Source organism: Pseudomonas sp. GW821-FHT11D10 (genome assembly GCF_058808435.1).
In genome coordinates this window covers 180,606-198,084 of the sequence record NZ_JBXARR010000012.1, presented here as the reverse complement: position 1 = coordinate 198,084, position 17,479 = coordinate 180,606, and the positions used below count along the sequence as shown (strand labels likewise).

At 59.1% G+C, this 17,479-nt stretch carries 18 protein-coding genes; 9 read left to right on the top strand and 9 right to left on the bottom strand.

Annotated elements, in window-relative coordinates:
• Positions 1-35 precede the first annotated feature (35 nt).
• The 4 genes from AC1RT4_RS27710 to AC1RT4_RS27695 all read right to left on the bottom strand — a co-directional run bounded on the left by AC1RT4_RS27710 (position 36) and on the right by AC1RT4_RS27695 (position 4,636).
• Entirely contained in the window at positions 36-467 is a 432-nt protein-coding gene (locus AC1RT4_RS27710; protein ID WP_493089278.1) for an acyl-CoA thioesterase, read from the bottom strand.
• A gap of 31 nt (positions 468-498) precedes the next feature.
• Positions 499-1,722, bottom strand: coding sequence for a 3-hydroxyacyl-CoA dehydrogenase (locus AC1RT4_RS27705; protein WP_493089276.1), 1,224 nt, complete (start codon positions 1,720-1,722; stop codon positions 499-501).
• 109 nt (positions 1,723-1,831) lie between these two features.
• Positions 1,832-3,760, bottom strand: a complete 1,929-nt coding sequence (locus tag AC1RT4_RS27700; protein WP_493089274.1) for a RecQ family ATP-dependent DNA helicase — start codon at positions 3,758-3,760, stop codon at positions 1,832-1,834.
• A gap of 372 nt (positions 3,761-4,132) precedes the next feature.
• Positions 4,133-4,636, bottom strand: a complete 504-nt coding sequence (locus AC1RT4_RS27695) for a hypothetical protein (protein WP_007952668.1) — start codon at positions 4,634-4,636, stop codon at positions 4,133-4,135.
• Positions 4,637-4,940: 304 nt separating this feature from the next.
• On the opposite strand from AC1RT4_RS27695, the gene AC1RT4_RS27690 reads away from it, so the two are divergent.
• The 6 genes from AC1RT4_RS27690 (at position 4,941) to AC1RT4_RS27665 (ending at position 9,235) form a co-directional block, all read left to right on the top strand.
• A complete protein-coding gene (locus tag AC1RT4_RS27690) occupies positions 4,941-5,222 on the top strand; it encodes a hypothetical protein (protein ID WP_493089272.1) in 282 nt (93 codons plus the stop codon).
• A gap of 102 nt (positions 5,223-5,324) precedes the next feature.
• Entirely contained in the window at positions 5,325-6,452 is a 1,128-nt protein-coding gene (locus tag AC1RT4_RS27685; protein ID WP_493089270.1) for a hypothetical protein, read from the top strand.
• 347 nt (positions 6,453-6,799) lie between these two features.
• Positions 6,800-7,099, top strand: a complete 300-nt coding sequence (locus tag AC1RT4_RS27680) for a hypothetical protein (RefSeq protein ID WP_007952679.1) — start codon at positions 6,800-6,802, stop codon at positions 7,097-7,099.
• A gap of 75 nt (positions 7,100-7,174) precedes the next feature.
• Entirely contained in the window at positions 7,175-7,342 is a 168-nt protein-coding gene (locus AC1RT4_RS27675) for a hypothetical protein (protein ID WP_493089268.1), read from the top strand.
• 145 nt (positions 7,343-7,487) lie between these two features.
• Positions 7,488-7,967, top strand: a complete 480-nt coding sequence (locus tag AC1RT4_RS27670) for a helix-turn-helix domain-containing protein (RefSeq protein WP_493089266.1) — start codon at positions 7,488-7,490, stop codon at positions 7,965-7,967.
• Complete coding sequence (locus AC1RT4_RS27665) at positions 7,964-9,235, top strand: type II toxin-antitoxin system HipA family toxin (protein WP_493089264.1); 1,272 nt, start codon at positions 7,964-7,966, stop codon at positions 9,233-9,235. The genes AC1RT4_RS27670 and AC1RT4_RS27665 overlap by 4 nt, the downstream gene beginning before the upstream one ends.
• 77 nt (positions 9,236-9,312) lie before the next feature.
• On the opposite strand, the gene AC1RT4_RS27660 is transcribed toward AC1RT4_RS27665, so the two are convergent.
• Positions 9,313-10,854, bottom strand: a complete 1,542-nt coding sequence (locus AC1RT4_RS27660; RefSeq protein WP_007952682.1) for a phosphoenolpyruvate carboxykinase — start codon at positions 10,852-10,854, stop codon at positions 9,313-9,315.
• A gap of 181 nt (positions 10,855-11,035) precedes the next feature.
• Entirely contained in the window at positions 11,036-11,938 is a 903-nt protein-coding gene (gene hslO, locus AC1RT4_RS27655; RefSeq protein WP_085608616.1) for an Hsp33 family molecular chaperone HslO, read from the bottom strand.
• 104 nt (positions 11,939-12,042) lie between these two features.
• Between hslO and AC1RT4_RS27650 the strand changes: the two genes are divergently transcribed.
• Complete coding sequence (locus tag AC1RT4_RS27650; protein ID WP_493089261.1) at positions 12,043-12,843, top strand: phosphatase PAP2 family protein; 801 nt, start codon at positions 12,043-12,045, stop codon at positions 12,841-12,843.
• Between the two features lie 65 nt (positions 12,844-12,908).
• Here the strand turns inward: AC1RT4_RS27650 and AC1RT4_RS27645 are convergent, their stop codons facing one another.
• Entirely contained in the window at positions 12,909-13,316 is a 408-nt protein-coding gene (locus tag AC1RT4_RS27645) for an RNA-binding S4 domain-containing protein (RefSeq protein ID WP_493089259.1), read from the bottom strand.
• A 218-nt stretch (positions 13,317-13,534) separates the two neighbouring features.
• Here AC1RT4_RS27645 and rimB point away from each other — a divergent pair, with 218 nt between their 5' ends.
• On the top strand, positions 13,535-14,014 hold the full coding sequence (rimB, locus tag AC1RT4_RS27640; RefSeq protein WP_011331964.1) for a retropepsin-like aspartic endopeptidase RimB: 480 nt from the start codon (positions 13,535-13,537) through the stop codon (positions 14,012-14,014).
• Positions 14,011-14,916 carry a 30S ribosomal protein S6--L-glutamate ligase gene (gene rimK, locus AC1RT4_RS27635; RefSeq protein WP_007949201.1) on the top strand — a complete coding sequence of 302 codons (906 nt, stop codon included), beginning with the start codon at positions 14,011-14,013 and terminating at the stop codon, positions 14,914-14,916. Before rimB ends, rimK begins: the two co-directional genes overlap by 4 nt.
• 35 nt (positions 14,917-14,951) lie before the next feature.
• On the opposite strand, the gene AC1RT4_RS27630 is transcribed toward rimK, so the two are convergent.
• Both AC1RT4_RS27630 and ompR read right to left on the bottom strand, forming a co-directional pair.
• A complete protein-coding gene (locus AC1RT4_RS27630) occupies positions 14,952-16,265 on the bottom strand; it encodes an ATP-binding protein (protein WP_007952691.1) in 1,314 nt (437 codons plus the stop codon).
• Positions 16,266-16,379: 114 nt separating this feature from the next.
• Positions 16,380-17,120, bottom strand: a complete 741-nt coding sequence (ompR, locus tag AC1RT4_RS27625) for an osmolarity response regulator transcription factor OmpR (protein ID WP_007952694.1) — start codon at positions 17,118-17,120, stop codon at positions 16,380-16,382.
• Between the last annotated feature and the right edge of the window lie 359 nt (positions 17,121-17,479).

Here is a 17,479-nt window from a genome sequence, read left to right as displayed (position 1 = left end):
TCGCAGCTCCCCCGGGCTGCGATTTTTTTTGCCCGTCATACCGTCAGGCGTTCCAGCGCATCACGCAATGGGGCCGGAATCGCCACCGGCTGATTGGATGCCCGGTCGACGAATACATGCACGAAGCGTCCGGCGGCACAGGCTTCCACCTCTCCTTCCTTGAACACCGCCAGTTCGTATTGCACCGAACTGTTGCCCAGCTTGCCGACCCGCAGACCGATCTCGATTCGATCCGGGAAAGCAATCGACGCGAAGTAGTCGCAGGACGAACTCACCACAAACCCCACCACCTCGCCGTCATGGATATCCAGCCCTCCGACCTGGATCAGGTACGTGTTCACCGCCGTGTCGAAGAAGCTGTAATAGGTGACGTTGTTGACGTGGCCGTAGGCGTCGTTGTCATGCCAGCGCGTGGTGATCGGCTGAAAGTGCGGGTAGTCGCTGCGTTGCGGCATCGGGTTGGACATCAGTGTCGATTCCTGGAGTGATCTGCCCAGTCTAAAGGTAAAAACCCTTGCCTCGCGCCGCCAGCTCGCCGATCAATGGCGCCGGCCGCCAGTGATCGCCCTGCCGGGTCTCAAGCGCCAGCAATCGCTTGTGAATGTCGGCCAGCCCCTGATCGTCCGCCCAGGCCATCGGCCCGCCCCGCTCCGTCGGGAAGCCATAGCCATTCAGATAGACCTGATCGATGTCATGCGCCGACTCGGCAATCCCTTCCTGCAGGATCTTCGCGCCCTCGTTGACCAACGCCAGCAGGCACCGCTCGAGGATCTCCTCGGAGCCGATATCCCGCCGATGAAATCCCAACCCTTCGCTGACGCTCAACACCAGCGCATCGACCTCGGGATCATGCTCGGCCTGACGGCTGCCCGGCTCGTAGTGGTAGTAACCATTACCGGACTTCTGACCGAAGCGACCCTGTTCGCACAAGCGGTTATCCACCTGAACCTCGGGCGCGTGCTGCCCCTTGCCGGCCAGCTCGCGGGCACGCCACTCGAGATCGATGCCGACCACGTCGTACATGCGAAACGGCCCCATGGCGAAACCGAAACTCTGCAACGCCGCATCGACCTGATGCGGATACGCCCCTTCGAGCAACATCTTGCGTGCTTCGAGTACATACGGATGCAGCATGCGATTGCCGATAAAACCGTGGCAGTTGCCCGACACCACGCTGACTTTGCCCATGCGCTTGCCCAGCTCAAGCGCGGCATCAAGCGCGGCCGACGAGGTCTGCGCGCCACGGACTATTTCCAGCAACTTCATGATGTGCGCCGGGCTGAAGAAATGCAGGCCCAGCACTTGAGTCGGGCGCCGTGTCGCGGCGGCAATGGCGTCGATGTCCAGCGCCGAGGTATTGCTCGCCAGCAGCGCCTCGGGCTTCAGCACGCCATCGAGCTCGCGGAAAATCTTCTGCTTGAGTTCGAGGTTTTCGTACACCGCTTCGATCACCAGGTCGACATTGCGGATCGCCACGTAGTCCGCCGCCGCGCTGACACGGGCAATCCGCGCATCGGCCTCGGCCTGGTCGATCCGCCCCTGCCGCACGTTGTGCGCGTAGGTATCGGCCACGGTGGCCAGCGCCTGCTCGAGCATCTGTGGATTGTTATCGACCCACTGCACTGACACGCCGGCGTTGGCCAGGCACATGACAATGCCGCGGCCCATGGTGCCGGCGCCGATCACGGCGGCCTGCTGAATAGCGAAGGATGTCTGGCTCATGTTGTTCTCTTGTTGGCGATCCGAAGACAGCCATCACCATAGTCAGCCACCGGGCATTTTTGAAGTTCATTGCCGTGATGATCGACATTCAGCAGATGGATTCGAGACCTCAAAGATGCGCCTGAGCCCAGGCCCGAACCTCCGCGTAGGGATATTCCTCCAGTGCTGCAAACCCGGAAATGGCCCGGGCCTTGAGTTTGGTAAACAACGGCACGCTGATTCCGCACAGAAACCGGGTCAGCCGCTCCGCCGACGGAACACTGCCGGAATGCTGCTGATGCCTGTGGATAAAATCGCCGCACAACGCCGCAAAATTTTTATCCACAAGCGCAGGCAAATCCGGAGGGGCCGGCAGCCGGGCGACTTGCCCGTGACACACCGAGCAATGTCCGCACTGTTGCGGCGCATTGTGATCACCAAAATATTCGGCCAGCCGATATCCGAGGCATCGCTCGGTGGCGAACAGCTCGAGCATGGCGTGAATCCGCGCCACTTCGGTTTGCTCATGGCGGGTGAAATACTCATGCAGTTCAGCGCTCAGGGCCGGGCTGTCGAAATCGCCGCGCAGGACGTTGTAGACCTCGGTCATTTGCTTGCTCTCAAGCTCGACCCAGCCCTTTTCCTGAAAGTAATCCAGCGCCTTCACCACCCGATTGCGCTCGGCGGAATACTGCTCGTACATCGCCTCGAAATTCACCGTGGCCCAGGTGCGCGCGCGGCTTGAGGTCTGGATGATCGCGGTAACGAAATCCCTTCGCTCGCCCTCGAAACGCTCAAGCAACGCCTCGGGCTCCAGCAAGTATTTGAAACGGTATTCGGCGTAGTACGCGTAGCGTGGGGCAATCAGCCCTCGCAGCTCCAACTGCACCAGTAACGTCTTCAAAGGCAACGAACGAATGTTGCTCTGGTCCGCCAGCGGCCCGAGCAGAAATTCCCATTGGCCTTCGGGCGCGGCGGCCTGCAACTCGTCGAGCACGTGACGAATGCCGTCCTGTTCCGGCGTGTCGCCATACACGAAGTTTTCCAGCACGTTGAGGCTGTCACGGTTGGCCAGCACCAGGCAGTCGGACGGCTGCCCGTCACGCCCGGCGCGACCGATTTCCTGGCTGTAGTTTTCGATGGATTTGGGCAGGTCGAAATGCACCACATTGCGGATGTCGCTCTTGTCGATGCCCATGCCGAAGGCGATGGTGGCGACGATGCAATTGGACTGCCCGCCCATGAAGCGCTTCTGGATCGCGTCCCGTTGCTCATGGGGCAAACCGGCGTGATAAGCCTCGGCCTGAATGCCATTGCGCTCAAGATGTTCGGCAATCTGTTCGGCGGTTTTCTGCAAGGTGACGTAGACGATGCTCGGCTGGCCCGCGCGCTCGCTCATCCACTCCACCAGACGTCGGCGCTTGTCCTGTCCTCGCACCGGCTCGACCAGCAGATTGAGGTTGGGCCGATAGAAACCGGTGGTCACCACATCTTCTGCCGCGATGGCGAATTTCGCCTGCATGTCGGCGATGACTTTCGGCGTTGCCGTGGCGGTCAGCAGCAGGGTTTGCGGGATGTTGAACTGGCGCTGGTAGTCCGGCAGCTTGAGGTAGTCGGGACGGAAGTTGTGGCCCCATTCGGAGATGCAATGCGCCTCATCCACCACCAGCAGCGAGATCGGCACCTGCTGCAGAAAATTGCGAAAGCGCTCGTTCTTCAAGCGCTCCACGGAAATCATCAGGATCTTCAGTTCACCGGAACGGGCGCGGGCCATCACATCGTTGGCATCTTCGCGGCTTTGCGCCGAATCGATGCTGCCTGCCGAAATCCCGTGCCGTCGCAAAAACTCGAGCTGATCCTGCATCAGCGCCAGCAGCGGCGAGACCACCAGCGTCAGGTGTGGCAGCAGGAGTGCCGGCACCTGGTAACAAAGGGACTTGCCGGAGCCGGTGGGAAATATCGCAGCAGCCGAGCGCCCGGCAAGCACGGCGCTGATTGCCGCTTCCTGGCCGGGTCGAAACTGTGGATAACCGAAAACCTGTTCCAGGGTGTTGTGCATTCGCTGTCACTCCGTTGACCGCTGAGATGCCAACAGCCTAGCGGGCGATCGCAGCGAGTCGAGAAAAGGTCGGGGGTCAAATCGATACGGGATGATACAGCGTGAAATGCCGAGCCACGGCCTGAAACAAACGAAACACTTTGTTCCTCGCCTGCATCGCTGTGGCGAGAGTAACGTCCGACATTCATCGCGCCAGGACGGCCGATACCTCCGGAGAATCCCCAAGGAATGAACATGTCGAACCGTATGAAATTGCTCTTCGCCCTTCTTATCCAGAGCCTGTTGCTGGGCGGGTGCATGCCCTTTCCCGGCGAGCTTCCGCCACTCGCCAGCGTGGTGACAGCGAGCCCCACGCCAACGGCTTAGCAGGCTCTACGGCTGCAACACCGCCACTCGCAATTGCTCGTTCAGCAGTTGCTCATGTACGCCCTGGCTTTTGCTGGCCCACAGTGCATGGGCCGGGCTGATATCACCGGTGAATGCCGCCGCCAACTGACGCAGGTCGGCGACACTGCGTACCCGTGGGCAGAACGCTTGCTCGTCGCAGTTCTGGCTGGCGTTGCGATAGGTGGTGAGTAGACGATCCCATAGGCCGTCACGCACCTGGCGGATCGACTTGAGCTGCACATGCGGCACGCCCAGGCGTTGTTTGAGTCCGGATTCATCCAGGCCTTCGCTGGCCAGCAGTGCCTTGCCGAACATCAGCACTTCGGCACGGGACGCCGTGTCGATACTGGCCTGGGTCGTGAGTGCGTCCGGCCATTCGGTGCGCTCCACTTGCGTGAGCACCAGTCCATTGCCCGCCTCGGAGGCCAACGCCAAACGACAACCACTGGCCCATAGCAAAACAATCGAGGCCATTCGTAGCCACTGCATACCTAATTCCCTTTAAGTCTGTGTCGGACATCTGGAAACGCCCCACGGATTCTGGCGCGCACCATACAGATCTTTAACGGGAATCGCCCGACAAACACGTAGGAAATTTCGCCCATCAGGGTTTGGCTGTGAAAAAGCCGCAAAAACGCGTAGGGCAAATGCCCGATCCCCGGAAAAACCCCTACGAATTCTGTCCATTGTGGCTGTCTTGTCCCACTCGACGGCGCCCTTCTATAGTGGCCGGCGCGACTGAAAACACTGTGTCGGCCCGCCGAAGCGACTTCGTAAAGGACACGCCTCAATCATGAACATGTTCACACCGCTGAATACTCGTTTTCGCCCTCTCAAGACCTGCGACGGCGACAACCCGGTAATGGTGATCGACACCGCAGCATCACCGGGTGATTTGCTCACTGCCGCCGATCAACGCCTGCGTGCCGCCAGCGATCTGCTGGAAACTCTTTACTGTTTGTGTTTCAAACAGGCCGACGTGAAAGACATCCCCAACATCGTCAATGCGCTTTATTTATTGACGCAGGACGGCTGTGACTTGCTGGCAGTTGCCAGACAACGGATAAACAATTAGTACCAATGGGAAAACTTACAAAGTTCGCAACAACCCATCACTTCCCTTACAACAAAGTTCAGAACTAGCCTACTTGCTCTTACATCAACCAAGAGCAAAAACATGACTACGCTTACTATTTTCTTTTGCGGTACAGGTTCGACAAAGTTTGATGACACCCACGAAAACTATTGGGATGGAGAACTTGTTTCCACCCTCGCCTCGCATCACACCGGCCGCGAGTTCGCCGAATGGATCGTGGTCGATGGCCCCGGCACCAGCAACCTGCAAGCCGATGAACTGTTCACCCGATCCAAGGACTACGGGCTCAGCGGAACACTGTTCGGCAAGGGCTGGGAGGAGAACGTCCAGCACGCGGTAAACATCATCAAAGGCCAATGCGACTGGCAACGCGAGCAACTGACCGAAGCGGAATACAACCGCCTCAAAGCCGCCGGCATCCCGATTGAAGATGTAAAAGTCGAAGGTTCCTGGCTGTGGCGTAAATATAACTATGGCGATCGCAGCGTCACGCAACAGAAGTTACAGGAACAGATTATTAAAACCTTTCGCAAGGACGGTATTATTCCAACAAAAGTCAATCTGGTGGGCTGGAGCCGCGGCGGTATCAGTTGTCACATGCTGGCCAATGCCATGTTCAACGACAGTGCACTGAAAAACATTCCCGTGAATATCTTTGCCATTGACCCGGTTCCAGGCATCGGCAACTTCCAGGAACAACGGGTAAAGCTCAACACCAACGTAAAAGAATATGTGGGCTTCTACGCACGGGATGAACGCTCCAAGGGCTTCAGTTGCGTCATCCCGCAAACCGCGACCGGCACCAAGACCAGCATCTTCCCCATGCCCGGCCGTCACGCCACCCTGGTCGGCAACGCCTCCGCCGATGGCAACAGTGGTCCAAAAGAGCTGGCCGAACCCGGCCTCATCGTCCGCCACTTTGCCGAGGTCTGCCTGAAACGCTGGGGCACCGTACTCGACAAAAACCTCAACCTCACCGACGCCGACCTGCGAAACCACACCGCCGCCATCGTCAACGCGGCAGCGAAATACAAGGCCATGGAAAAGTGTTCCTACACCTGGTTCACCGAGCTGGATCAGGGCGAGCGCTACGTTTCGCTGGGCAGCAAAGGCGTTCCGTTTTCGACGGTGAAAGGCACGATCTACAGCCCCGCGACCGGGCTGACCACGAGTGTGCTGGATGTTGAGGGGTATCGGGCGATTCGTTGAAAACCGTGATCGATCTGTAGGAACGGACTGCCCGAATCCGCATCCCGTTCCTACACGCAGCGGCGCCTTGTCTTCTATCGGCGCCAGTGGGCCAAAACCTATAGTTGTGACTGTCGCTGCCAATTCAGCGACTCGGGCTTGGTCACCCGAATGGATCATGTATTCGCGTCCGCTGTATGCTGCCGGCACTCAATTGCCAGCAGCGTTATGGTGGCTGTGTTTGGGACGCTTTCGAGCGTGCCGGGTATGTGCATGATCCTCACCGGTTGACCAACCCGAACACAGTCGCCTCCAGTCGCTTGGTCACGATGTGGTGGCTTCATTCGAAGCAATTGAGGATCTAAAAAATGAAATCATGGAACGAGCTCCACTCCGATCGCTACCGCCCACTCGACTCCAACCTCACCGACACCAAGCCCCTCGTCATCGACACCGAAGCCAACCCGCAAGACATCCTCGAATGCGCCGTCCAGCGCCTGCGCGCCTCAAGCGACCTGCTGCAAACCCTCTATTGCCTCTGCTTCAAACACGCCGACGTCGAAGACATCCCGCACATCACCCACGCGCTCTACCTTCTCACCAAAGACGGCTATGACCTGCTCCAGGTCGCCCAGCAGCGAATGCTCAACTGGAAAGCGCCGGCCTGAGGTTGAGTGAACGAATCGCTCTCAGGCACTACCTGAGAGCGATGGAAAAAACCCAATCAAGCAATGGAGATTCTCGTGAGCAAATTTTTTGATGAGCTAATGGAAAGCGTCAAACAGTTAGATGAAATCTTTCGCCGCGAGCACGGGGACCTCAACTCGAAACCTGCTTCAAAGATGCCGCTGAAAATCGAAGAACACCGTCAAAGCGTGCCGCTTCCTGACAATGACAAGGCAAATAAGTAGCAAAATTCTGCTCATTAGCCATGAAAACAGGTGGAATACTTCCAGTTAGGCGTTTCTGCCTCCCCTTATCTCGTCGAATATTCTTCTGAGCCTTAAGTGCTACTATTCTGGTAGTTAAGGCTTAAAAATGAAGGAATATTGGCACATGGCTAATAAGACAGCATCGCTTTTGCCCGCGACTTCCAGACTGCTTTCCGAGTTTGGGGAGCGCCTGAAGCTGGCCCGCCTGCGCCGCAAACTGACGGCCAAGCAAGTCGCAGAACGATCAGGCATGTCGCTGACAACTCTGCGCTCTCTGGAGTCCGGTGGCTCAGGGGTAACCATCGGTGCCTATCTTTCAGTCATGCAGGTACTCGGGCTGGAAAAGGACCTGAATAAATTGGCCGAGGCCGATGAGATGGGGCGCCGATTGCAGGACGCGCAATTGCTGCCTGGAGCAAAACCCCAGCGAGTACGCGGAACATCCAAGATTAAGAAGTCGCCTCTGGTCGGCGAAAAAAGCACACGAGTGGAGGAAGACAGCGCCTACATCGCCAGCCTGACCGAAGACTTCCCCCTCAACACCCACTCGCTTTCAGAACTGTTGAACAAGAAAAAAAGCGGCTCCAAAACAGGTGAAGAATGACGCGAATTGCGGTTTATGCAGATTGGGAATCCTTGAATGGCGCAAGACGCCTTGGATTCCTGCATGCCAGAAAGGCCCGTGCTAACGAAGTGTTCGAGTTTGAGTACGATCCAGCCGCACTGGCCGATCCAGAACTGAGCTTCATGAAGCTCGATCCCCGTATCAACCTTTTCGAAGGGCACCAATTCCCCGGCGGGCACCAAACCCAGTTCGGCGCGTTTGCAGACTCAAGCCCTGATCGCTGGGGACGTTTACTGATGAAACGGCGTCTGGAGCGAGACATTCGCGACGGGCTGTTGCCAAGCGGCAGCAAGCTTTACGAATCCGACTGCCTACTGGGTGTACATGACCTCTTTCGCGTTGGAGGCCTGCGCTACAAGCTCAACGATGAAGGCTGCTTTCTTGATGACCGCGACGGCATAGCCGCCCCGCCGTTTCTGGAGTTGCGGGCACTGGAGCAAGCGAGCCGCGCGCTGGAAAACGATCCGGACAACACAGCACTTGAAGGACGCGAGTGGCTGAAAATGCTGATCGCACCCGGCGGCTCGCTGGGTGGCGCCAGACCCAAGGCCAGCGTTGCAGATCGGCACGGTCATCTGTGGATCGCCAAGTTTCCGAGCATTCGAGATGACTACGACGTCGGTGCCTGGGAAATGGTGGTGAATGCTCTGGCCAAGAACTGCGGGTTAAGAGTAGCGACTGGCACCGCTCAACGTTACGCAAGCCAGCACCACTGTTTCATGGTCAAGCGCTTTGACCGAAGCAAATCCGGTGGCCGCTTCCACTTCGCCTCCGCCATGACCATGACCGACCGCGTCGACGGTGACGATGCCTCGAATGGCGCCAGCTACATCGAACTGGCTCGAATAATCATTGAACACGGCTCTGAAGTCGACACCGACCTGCGCGAGCTGTGGTCGCGAATCGTCTTCAACATTCTCGTTTCGAACACCGACGACCATCTGCGCAACCATGGATTCCTTCTCGATCCTGGTCGCGGGTGGCGGTTATCCGAGGCTTACGACATGAATCCGGTGGCGAATGCGGATGGGTTGAAACTGAACATCACGGATTCGGACAACGCCCTGGATCTGGACCTTGCTCGGGAAGTGGCGATTAACTTCCGGGTTGACCGAGAGGATGCCGACAAAATCATCAACGACTTCAAAGAGACCGTAACACAGTGGCCGGAATTGGCTGGTGCGCTCGGCATTCCGAGGCGCGAACAGGAAAAAATGGCCCCCGCATTCCAACTTTCGGCATATTAAAAGCGGCCGCAACTAATCCATCACCCACAAAAAAGCCGCCCTCAAGAGGCGGCTTTTTCATTCACCAGAACTAAGTCTTACAACTTAGGCCCGGCAGCCTTGATCGCGTCGCTCACTTCGAACTTCTTGAAGTTCTCGATGAACAGACCGGCCAGTGCTTTTGCAGCTTCGTCGTACGCAGCCTTGTCAGCCCAGGTGTTGCGTGGGTTGAGCAGGTTGGTTTCGACGCCCGGTACGGCCAGTGGCACGTCCAGGTTGATGGTGTCCAGGTGCTCGGTGGCTGCACCGATCAGCGCGCCGCTCTGGATCGCTGCGATCACCGCGCGGGTGGTCGGGATGTTGAAGCGTTTGCCGACACCGTAGCCGCCGCCGGTCCAGCCGGTGTTGACCAGGTAGACCTTGGAGCCGAAGCCGCGGATGCGCTTGATCAGCAGTTCAGCGTATTCGCCGGCCGGACGCGGGAAGAACGGTGCGCCGAAGCAGGTGGAGAAGGTCGACTTGATGCCGCTGCCCGAACCCATTTCAGTCGAGCCCACCAGAGCGGTGTAGCCGGACAGGAAGTGGTAGGCCGCTTGTTCTTCGTTGAGGATCGACACTGGCGGCAGGACGCCAGTCAGGTCGCAGGTCAGGAAGATCACAGCGTTTGGCTCGCCGCCCAGGTTCTTCTCGGAACGCTTGGCAACGTGCTCCAGCGGGTAGGCCGCGCGGCTGTTCTGGGTCAGGCTGACATCGGCGTAGTCGGCGTGCTTGGCGTCGTCGATCACGACGTTTTCCAGCACCGCACCGTGCTTGATGGCTTTCCAGATGACCGGCTCGTTCTTCTCGGACAGGTCGATGCACTTGGCGTAGCAGCCGCCTTCGATGTTGAAGACAACGCCTTCGCCCCAGCCGTGTTCGTCGTCACCGATCAGGTAACGGCTTTCGTCGGCGGACAGGGTGGTCTTGCCGGTGCCCGACAGACCGAAGAACAGGGTCACGTCGCCTTCTTCGCCGATGTTGGCAGCGCAGTGCATTGGCAGCACGTCAGCGGCCGGCAGCAGGAAGTTCTGCACGGAGAACATGGCTTTCTTCATTTCACCGGCGTAACGCATGCCGGCGATCAGCACTTTCTTCTGGGCGAAGTTGATGATCACGCAACCGTCGGAGTTGGTGCCGTCACGCTCAGGAACGCACTCGAAGTTGGCGACGTTCAGCACTTGCCACTCTTCGCGACCGGCCGGGTTGTACTGAGCCGGGTTGATGAACAGGCAACGACCGAACAGGTTCTGCCAGGCAGTCTGGGTGGTCATCTTCACGGCCAGGTAGTGATCTTCGGCCGCGCCTACATGCACGTGGGAAACGAAATGCTCTTGCGCGTTGTTGAATGCTTCAACACGAGCCCACAGCGCGTCGAACTTGTCGGCCGGGAACTTGCGGTTGATCGGGCCCCAGGCAATGGCAGCCTGGGTGGAAGGCTCTTCAACGATGAAACGGTCGACTGGCGAACGGCCGGTGCGATGACCGGTGCGAACAACCAGAGCGCCGGTATCGGCAAGCTCGCCTTCACCGCGGTTCAGGGCTTCTTTTACCAGATCATCAACACTCAGATCGGTGTACACGGCGTTATTGGCTTGCGTCATGAGGTTCCCCGTCGGCCAGTGGCCGAGTGTGCTCCAAACGTTTTGTAGTAGAAAGTCGTGCACTACTACCGCGAAAAAAGTGGGCCGGATTATGCCAGAAAAGCCCAAAAAGAGTAGGGCCCTCCCGTCGTAACGGCGTTATTCCGTCGTTGAGCAGTGAATTTACCTGCGCTGAACCGTTTTAGTGCCGGGTATCTGACGGCGTCTCGACGCCCGCGCCAGCGAACAATTGAGCGATATCTGCCGCATCGAACAGGTAGCGCTGGTTGCAGAACTGGCAATCGATCTCGACTTTTCCACCTTGCTCGGCCACGAGCGCCTGCGCATCTTCCAGACCCAGGCTGACCAGTGCATTGCCCGAACGCTCGCGGGAGCAGCTGCAGTGGAAGCGCAGTTTCTGCACATCGAACAGACGAACCTGCTCTTCATGGTAGAGGCGATGCAGAACCGTTTCGTTGTCCAGGCTCAACAGTTCATCAGCGGTCAGGGTGTTGCCCAGCGCGGTGATGTGCTGCCAGCTGGCGGCGCGTTCTTCTTCGTCTTTCAGGCGATCGGCCGGCAGTTGCTGCAGCAGCAGACCACGGGCACGACGGCCATCGGCGCACAGCTTGAAGCGAGTGCCAACCTGTTGGGACATGACGAAATAGTTGGTGAAGCAGTCGGACAGGGTTTCGCCGTCGAGGTCGACGATGCCCTGGTAACGCTGGCCGGCGATCGGGTCGACGGTCAAGGCCAGGACACCGTTCGGCATCAGGTCGCCGAGGGTCGCGTCGGCCGGAATCTGCTCGGCGTGATAGCGCGCCAGGCCACGGATTTCGCGCTCGCTGGAACATTCGATCATCAGCAGCGGGATCGGCCCTTCGGAACGTGCCTGAAGAATCAGCAAGCCATCGAATTTCAGGGTGCCCACCAGCAACGACGCGGCAGCCATCAGTTCGCCCAGCAATTGCGCAACCGGTTCCGGGTACGGGTGCTTGGCGAGCACTTCGGCATAGCTGCGCTCCAGCGACACCAGTTCGCCGCGAGTGTCGCTGTCATCGAAGATGAAGCGTTGGGTGTAATCGGTATCGAGGAAATCGGTCATAGGTCTGGGTATCTGAATGTGATGACAAAATGGTTACAAAGAATGAAAATTCCGCGCTTCTGGCATCCTTTTTGATGCCGATGTTCAGCCACGGGAGGCATTTTATGAACAATCCGGGTTTGTTCCAATCAAGGTGGAACCTCGGCCGGCTGGTTCTGTGCAACATCGTGCCATTGGCACTACTGGCTTTCTGGTTATGGCCTACGGGTCAGATGCTGTGTGTGATTTTCGACGAGTGGCTGTTCCGCTCACTCAACGCACCGCTGGCCAGCAACCCCATATGGCTCCACATCTGGGCAATTGCAAGTCTGCGACCGTTCGACATCGTCGTCGGCCTGATTCTGCTGACGCTGCTGATCAAGGGCGACTGGGTGTTCAGGGCGATTGACGTACGTCGCGCCTTTTTCGGATTTTTTTCGATCCTGCTATTGATGGTGGTGATCCGCGCGCTGTTTTCCAAGTTCTCCGATCACATGGGCTGGCAGCACAGCAGCCCGTCGATGGTGCTTGAAGGCGCGGTGCATATCAGCGATTACTTCCCGCATCTGGAGAAGACCTGGGAACTGAAGGACCGCTCAAGCCAGAGCTTCCCCGGTGACCACGCTTCGGTGCTGCTGATCTGGGCGCTGTTCATGGGCGTATTCAGTCGTACGGTCGGCCAGTTCCTGGTGATCTGGGGCCTGGCACTGCTGTTCATGCTGCCTCGCCTGGTCGCCGGTGCACATTGGGGCCAGGACGATTACATCGGCGGCATGCTGTTGGCGGTGTGGGCACTGGGCTGGGGTTACTACACGCCGTTTGCTTATCACGCGGCGAACTTCTGGCTGAAGGTCACAGCGCCGGTCTTCCGGCTGCTGGGCAAACTGCCGATGGTTTCGCGGATGAGTGTGGTATCCGCGCAGTAATCAACGGTGACTGAAAAAGCGCAGCCGCCGGCGGGTCTTGAACCCAGGCCGGCAGGCTGCGTTTTTTATTCGCCGCTGCTGTTCCCACGAAACTTAAACAGATCCCGGCGCTGCTTCTTGCTCGGTTTGCCATCGGTGGTCACGCCCAGGGCGCCCGCCTTGCGCATCGCCGCAGCCGCTTCACGTTTGGCAATACTTGCCTCGGTCTCGGCATACAGCGTCTGCGCCTCAGGTGCACCGCGACGCACGATCGACAGGGCCTGAACCACAACGGTCTTTTCTTCGAAGCCGGTACGGATCTCGAACTCATCGCCAATGCGTGGCTCTTTGCCAGGCTTGCAGCGCTCTCCCCGACAATGCACCTTGCCGCTCTCGATGGCAGCCTTGGCCAAGGCGCGAGTCTTGAAAAAACGCGCAGCCCACAGCCACTTGTCGAGACGGACCTTGTCGTCCTCTTCGCTTTTTTGTGCCATGGAATTTCCTCATTCTGAAATATTGGTGAACTGTACTACCGTTTCTGTCGTGCCATGAATTGCGCCGTCCCGGATTACAATGCAAGCGTTGCGGGGGATGCCCGAAGGGGCGCTAATCCGGGCCGTGAATATCTGTCGCCTTTTAACCATTATTCTGCGTGAATACCGCGAATCGGGCCCGTTGCGGGCCAGGCGGTTTTCACCGGCTGAGCATTTTTTTGAAGACATTTGACCATTTGACCGTTATCGGTCTGCGCGAGTGGGTGGCGCTTCCGGATCTGGGAGTCGCCGGCCTTCGGGCAAAAATCGACACCGGCGCCAGCACCTCCAGCCTGCATGCCACCGACATCGAGCCGTTCGAACGTGACGGCGAGAAGTGGGTGCGCTTCACCGCGCACCTGGGCACCGTCGTGCAGTTGCGCCATCGGCGATGCGAAGCGCCGCTGGTCGCCCGCAAGACCATCAAGAGTTCGAATGGCCAGGCCCAGGTGCGCTACGTGATCAGCACCACCCTGGCCCTGGGTGACCGGGTCTGGCCGATCGAGTTCACCCTCGCCTGCCGCAAGTCCATGCGCTATCGCCTGTTGCTCGGTTCCAAAGCCCTGATCGACGGCCAGTTGGTGGTCAATCCGGGCATCAAATATGTACAAGACAAGCCGGTGTTCCCGGTATCTACCTCCTCCACAGGTGTTGCATGAAGATCGCTGTGCTGTCGCGGAACCCGCGTCTGTATTCCACCCGCCGTCTGGTCGAAGCCGGAACCGAACGCGGGCATGAAATGGTGGTGATCGACACCTTGCGCGCCTATATGAACATTGCCAGCCACAAGCCGCAGATCCACTACCGTGGCAAGCCGCTGGAGGGTTTCGATGCAGTGATCCCGCGGATCGGCGCGTCGGTGACGTTTTATGGCTGCGCAGTGTTGCGCCAGTTTGAAATGATGGGCGTGTTTCCACTCAACGAATCGGTGGCCATCGCCCGCTCGCGGGACAAGCTGCGTTCGCTGCAATTGCTGTCGCGCCGGGGCATCGGTTTGCCGGTGACCGGCTTCGCCCACTCGCCGGATGACATCCCCGACCTGATCGACATGGTCAACGGCGCGCCGCTGGTGATCAAGGTGCTGGAAGGCACCCAGGGCATTGGCGTGGTGCTGTGTGAAACCGCGACGGCGGCGGAGTCGGTGATCGAGGCGTTCATGGGCCTGAAGCAGAACATCATGGTGCAGGAATACATCAAGGAGGCCGGCGGCGCCGACATCCGCTGCTTCGTGGTCGGCGACAAGGTGATCGCGGCGATGAAGCGTCAGGCCAAGCCCGGCGAATTCCGCTCCAACCTGCACCGGGGCGGCAGCGCCAGCCTGATCAAGATCACCCCGGAAGAACGCATGACCGCGCTGCGTGCGGCCAAGGTCATGGGGCTGGCGGTGGCGGGTGTGGATATCCTGCGCTCCAATCACGGGCCGCTGGTGATGGAAGTGAACTCGTCACCGGGTCTGGAAGGGATCGAAACCACCACAGGCAAGAACGTGGCGGGGATCATCATCGAGCATCTCGAGAAGAATGGCGGGCCGAACATGACCCGCACAAAAGGCAAGGGTTGAACCTTGAATCAGGCGGCCGCAAGGCCGCCTGAAACTTAAACCGCGTCTCGCGGCAGCATCAATCCCAGTGGCAACCGAACCCGCGCTTCCAACCCGCCACCGGAGCGGTTGCGCAGTTCGACATTGCCGCCGTGCATCGAAGCAATCCGCTTCACAATCGCCAGTCCCAGCCCGGTGCCCTTCCCGCCCCGCGCACGGTCGCCCCGGGTGAACGGGTTGAAGATCGCCTCAAGTTCGGAAGGGTCGATCCCCGCCCCACGGTCCATCACGCTCAGCACCACATACGGTGCGCTGGTGTCACCGGACACATAGGCCGCGACGTCCACACTGCCGCCGGCATGATTCAACGCGTTGCCGATCAGGTTGTTCAGCAGACGCTTCATCGACACCCGACGCAACGGGAACGGCTGGATCGGTTCCAGGCGCAGGCGCACTTTCTCTTCAGTCTGGTTGTAGGGCGCCGCCACTTCACGCACCAGATCGCTGAGGTCCACCTCCTCCACCGACTCGTCCCGACCATCGCGAATGAACGCGAGGAACTGGTCGAGGATCGCGTCCATGTCTTCGATGTCGCGCACCATGTCATCGGTCAGATCAGTGCGGTCGCCCATCAACTCCAGTGACAACCGCAAACGAGTCAGCGGCGTGCGCAAGTCATGGGATACCCCGGCGAGCATCAGCTCACGCTCGCGACCGGCCTGCTCGACGTCTTCGGCCATCTGGTTGAAGGCACGATAAACCTCGGCCATCTCGCTGGGGGTGTCGCTGATCGGCAGGCGCACGCTGCGTCCCTGGCCGAGTTGCCGGGCGGCATAAACCAGACGTTTCAACGGTTGGTTGAGCTGGCTGACGAAAATCCACGCAGACGCCGTGGACAGCAACCCGATCGCCAGGAACCAGCCGAGCACGTTCCAGATTTTCTGGCCACGCAACGGGTGTGGATACAGCGGGACTTTCAACCAGCCATCACCGAGGCTCGGCGCACGAACCCACAAGGCCGGCGGCGAATGCATGCGCAAGCGCACTTCGGTGTCGGCACCCAGTTCCGCCTGCATCTGCCGCTGGTAGATTTCGCTGTACGGCCAGTGCTGTTCGCCTTCCGGCACACCGGCACCGACCACCCGGATCAGGGTCGCGGCATCGGCGATTTTCGCGCGGTTCTCTTCGTCGGCGGCCCAATAGGCACGCAGCGTCAGGGCGACGCCGTGGCTGTATTGGCGATCCACCAGCACGTCCTCGTTCATCAACAGATAAACCAGGGTCAATGCCTTGGAAAACAATACGACGATGAGCACCAGCCACAGGGTGCGGGAGAAGAAACTTTGGGGGAACCAGACGGGGGTTTTCATGGATAACCGCTACACACTTGCAGGAGCGAGCAATGCTCGCATATTGCGGATTGCGAGTCTGCGCGGACGGCGTTTCCGACCGTTTCCCGCAGACCCGCTCCTACAAATCACCCATCACTTGGTGGAGTTGCCATCCGGCACGAACACGTAGCCGACACCCCAGACGGTCTGGATGTAGCGCGGCTTGGACGGATCAGGTTCGATCATCCGGCGCAGACGGGAAATCTGCACGTCGATGGAACGCTCCAGGGCATCCCACTCACGGCCACGGGCCAGGTTCATCAGCTTGTCGCGGGTCAGCGGCTGACGAGCGTTCATCACCAGGGCCTTGAGCACCGCAAATTCACCGGTGGTGAGCATGTGCACTTCGTCGCCGCGTTTGAGTTCGCGGGTGGCCAGGGACAGCACGTAGTCGCCGAACGTGACGTTTTCTTCTTCACTGCCCGGCGCGCCCGGCACCGGCGCGGCCTGACGGCGCAGCACGGCTTTGACGCGAGCCATCAGCTCGTCCGGGTTGAACGGCTTGGCCAGATAGTCGTCGGCGCCCAGTTCCAGGCCCTTGATACGGCTCAGCTCGTCGCCCTTGGCGGTGAGCATGATGATCGGAATCTGATTGTTCGCGCCACGCAGGCGGCGGCAAGCGGTCAGGCCGTCTTCGCCCGGCAGCATCAGGTCGAGGACGACCAGGTTGAACACTTCACGCGACAGCAGACGGTCCATCTGCTCGGTATTCGGTACGGCGCGGGCACGGTAGCCCTTGCTGACGAAAAAGCGTTCCAGCAGGCTGCTCAGCCCCGGATCGTCGTCAACGATGAGAATTTTTTCGCCTTCAGCAGTTTGTGCAGTGCTGCTCATTGGATGCTCCTTTTAGCTCGGCGCGCATTATGGCGTAGCTGCCGTTATACGCACCGTGTGCATTGTTAGCAGATTTTTCCTTCACTGCCAGAAAACCGGGGCTTGTGCCTACAGACTGCGTCGCCCCCGAATGACAGAACGCTGGTTATAATGCGCGGCCTTTTGTGTCAGGCAACGTCTGAATCGTTACCGCAGGTGGCCGTCCTTTATTTTCATGGGCGCCGCAGTAATTGTTCGATTTCACGGGTCAATGGGATGCCTTTTGACCCAGGCAGCGGCCAGCATCAAGCCGCCCCACCAGACTCCGGGCCTTCATTTACGCGCCTGCGAGCCTGCTTTCACAATTTGTCAGGTGGTTT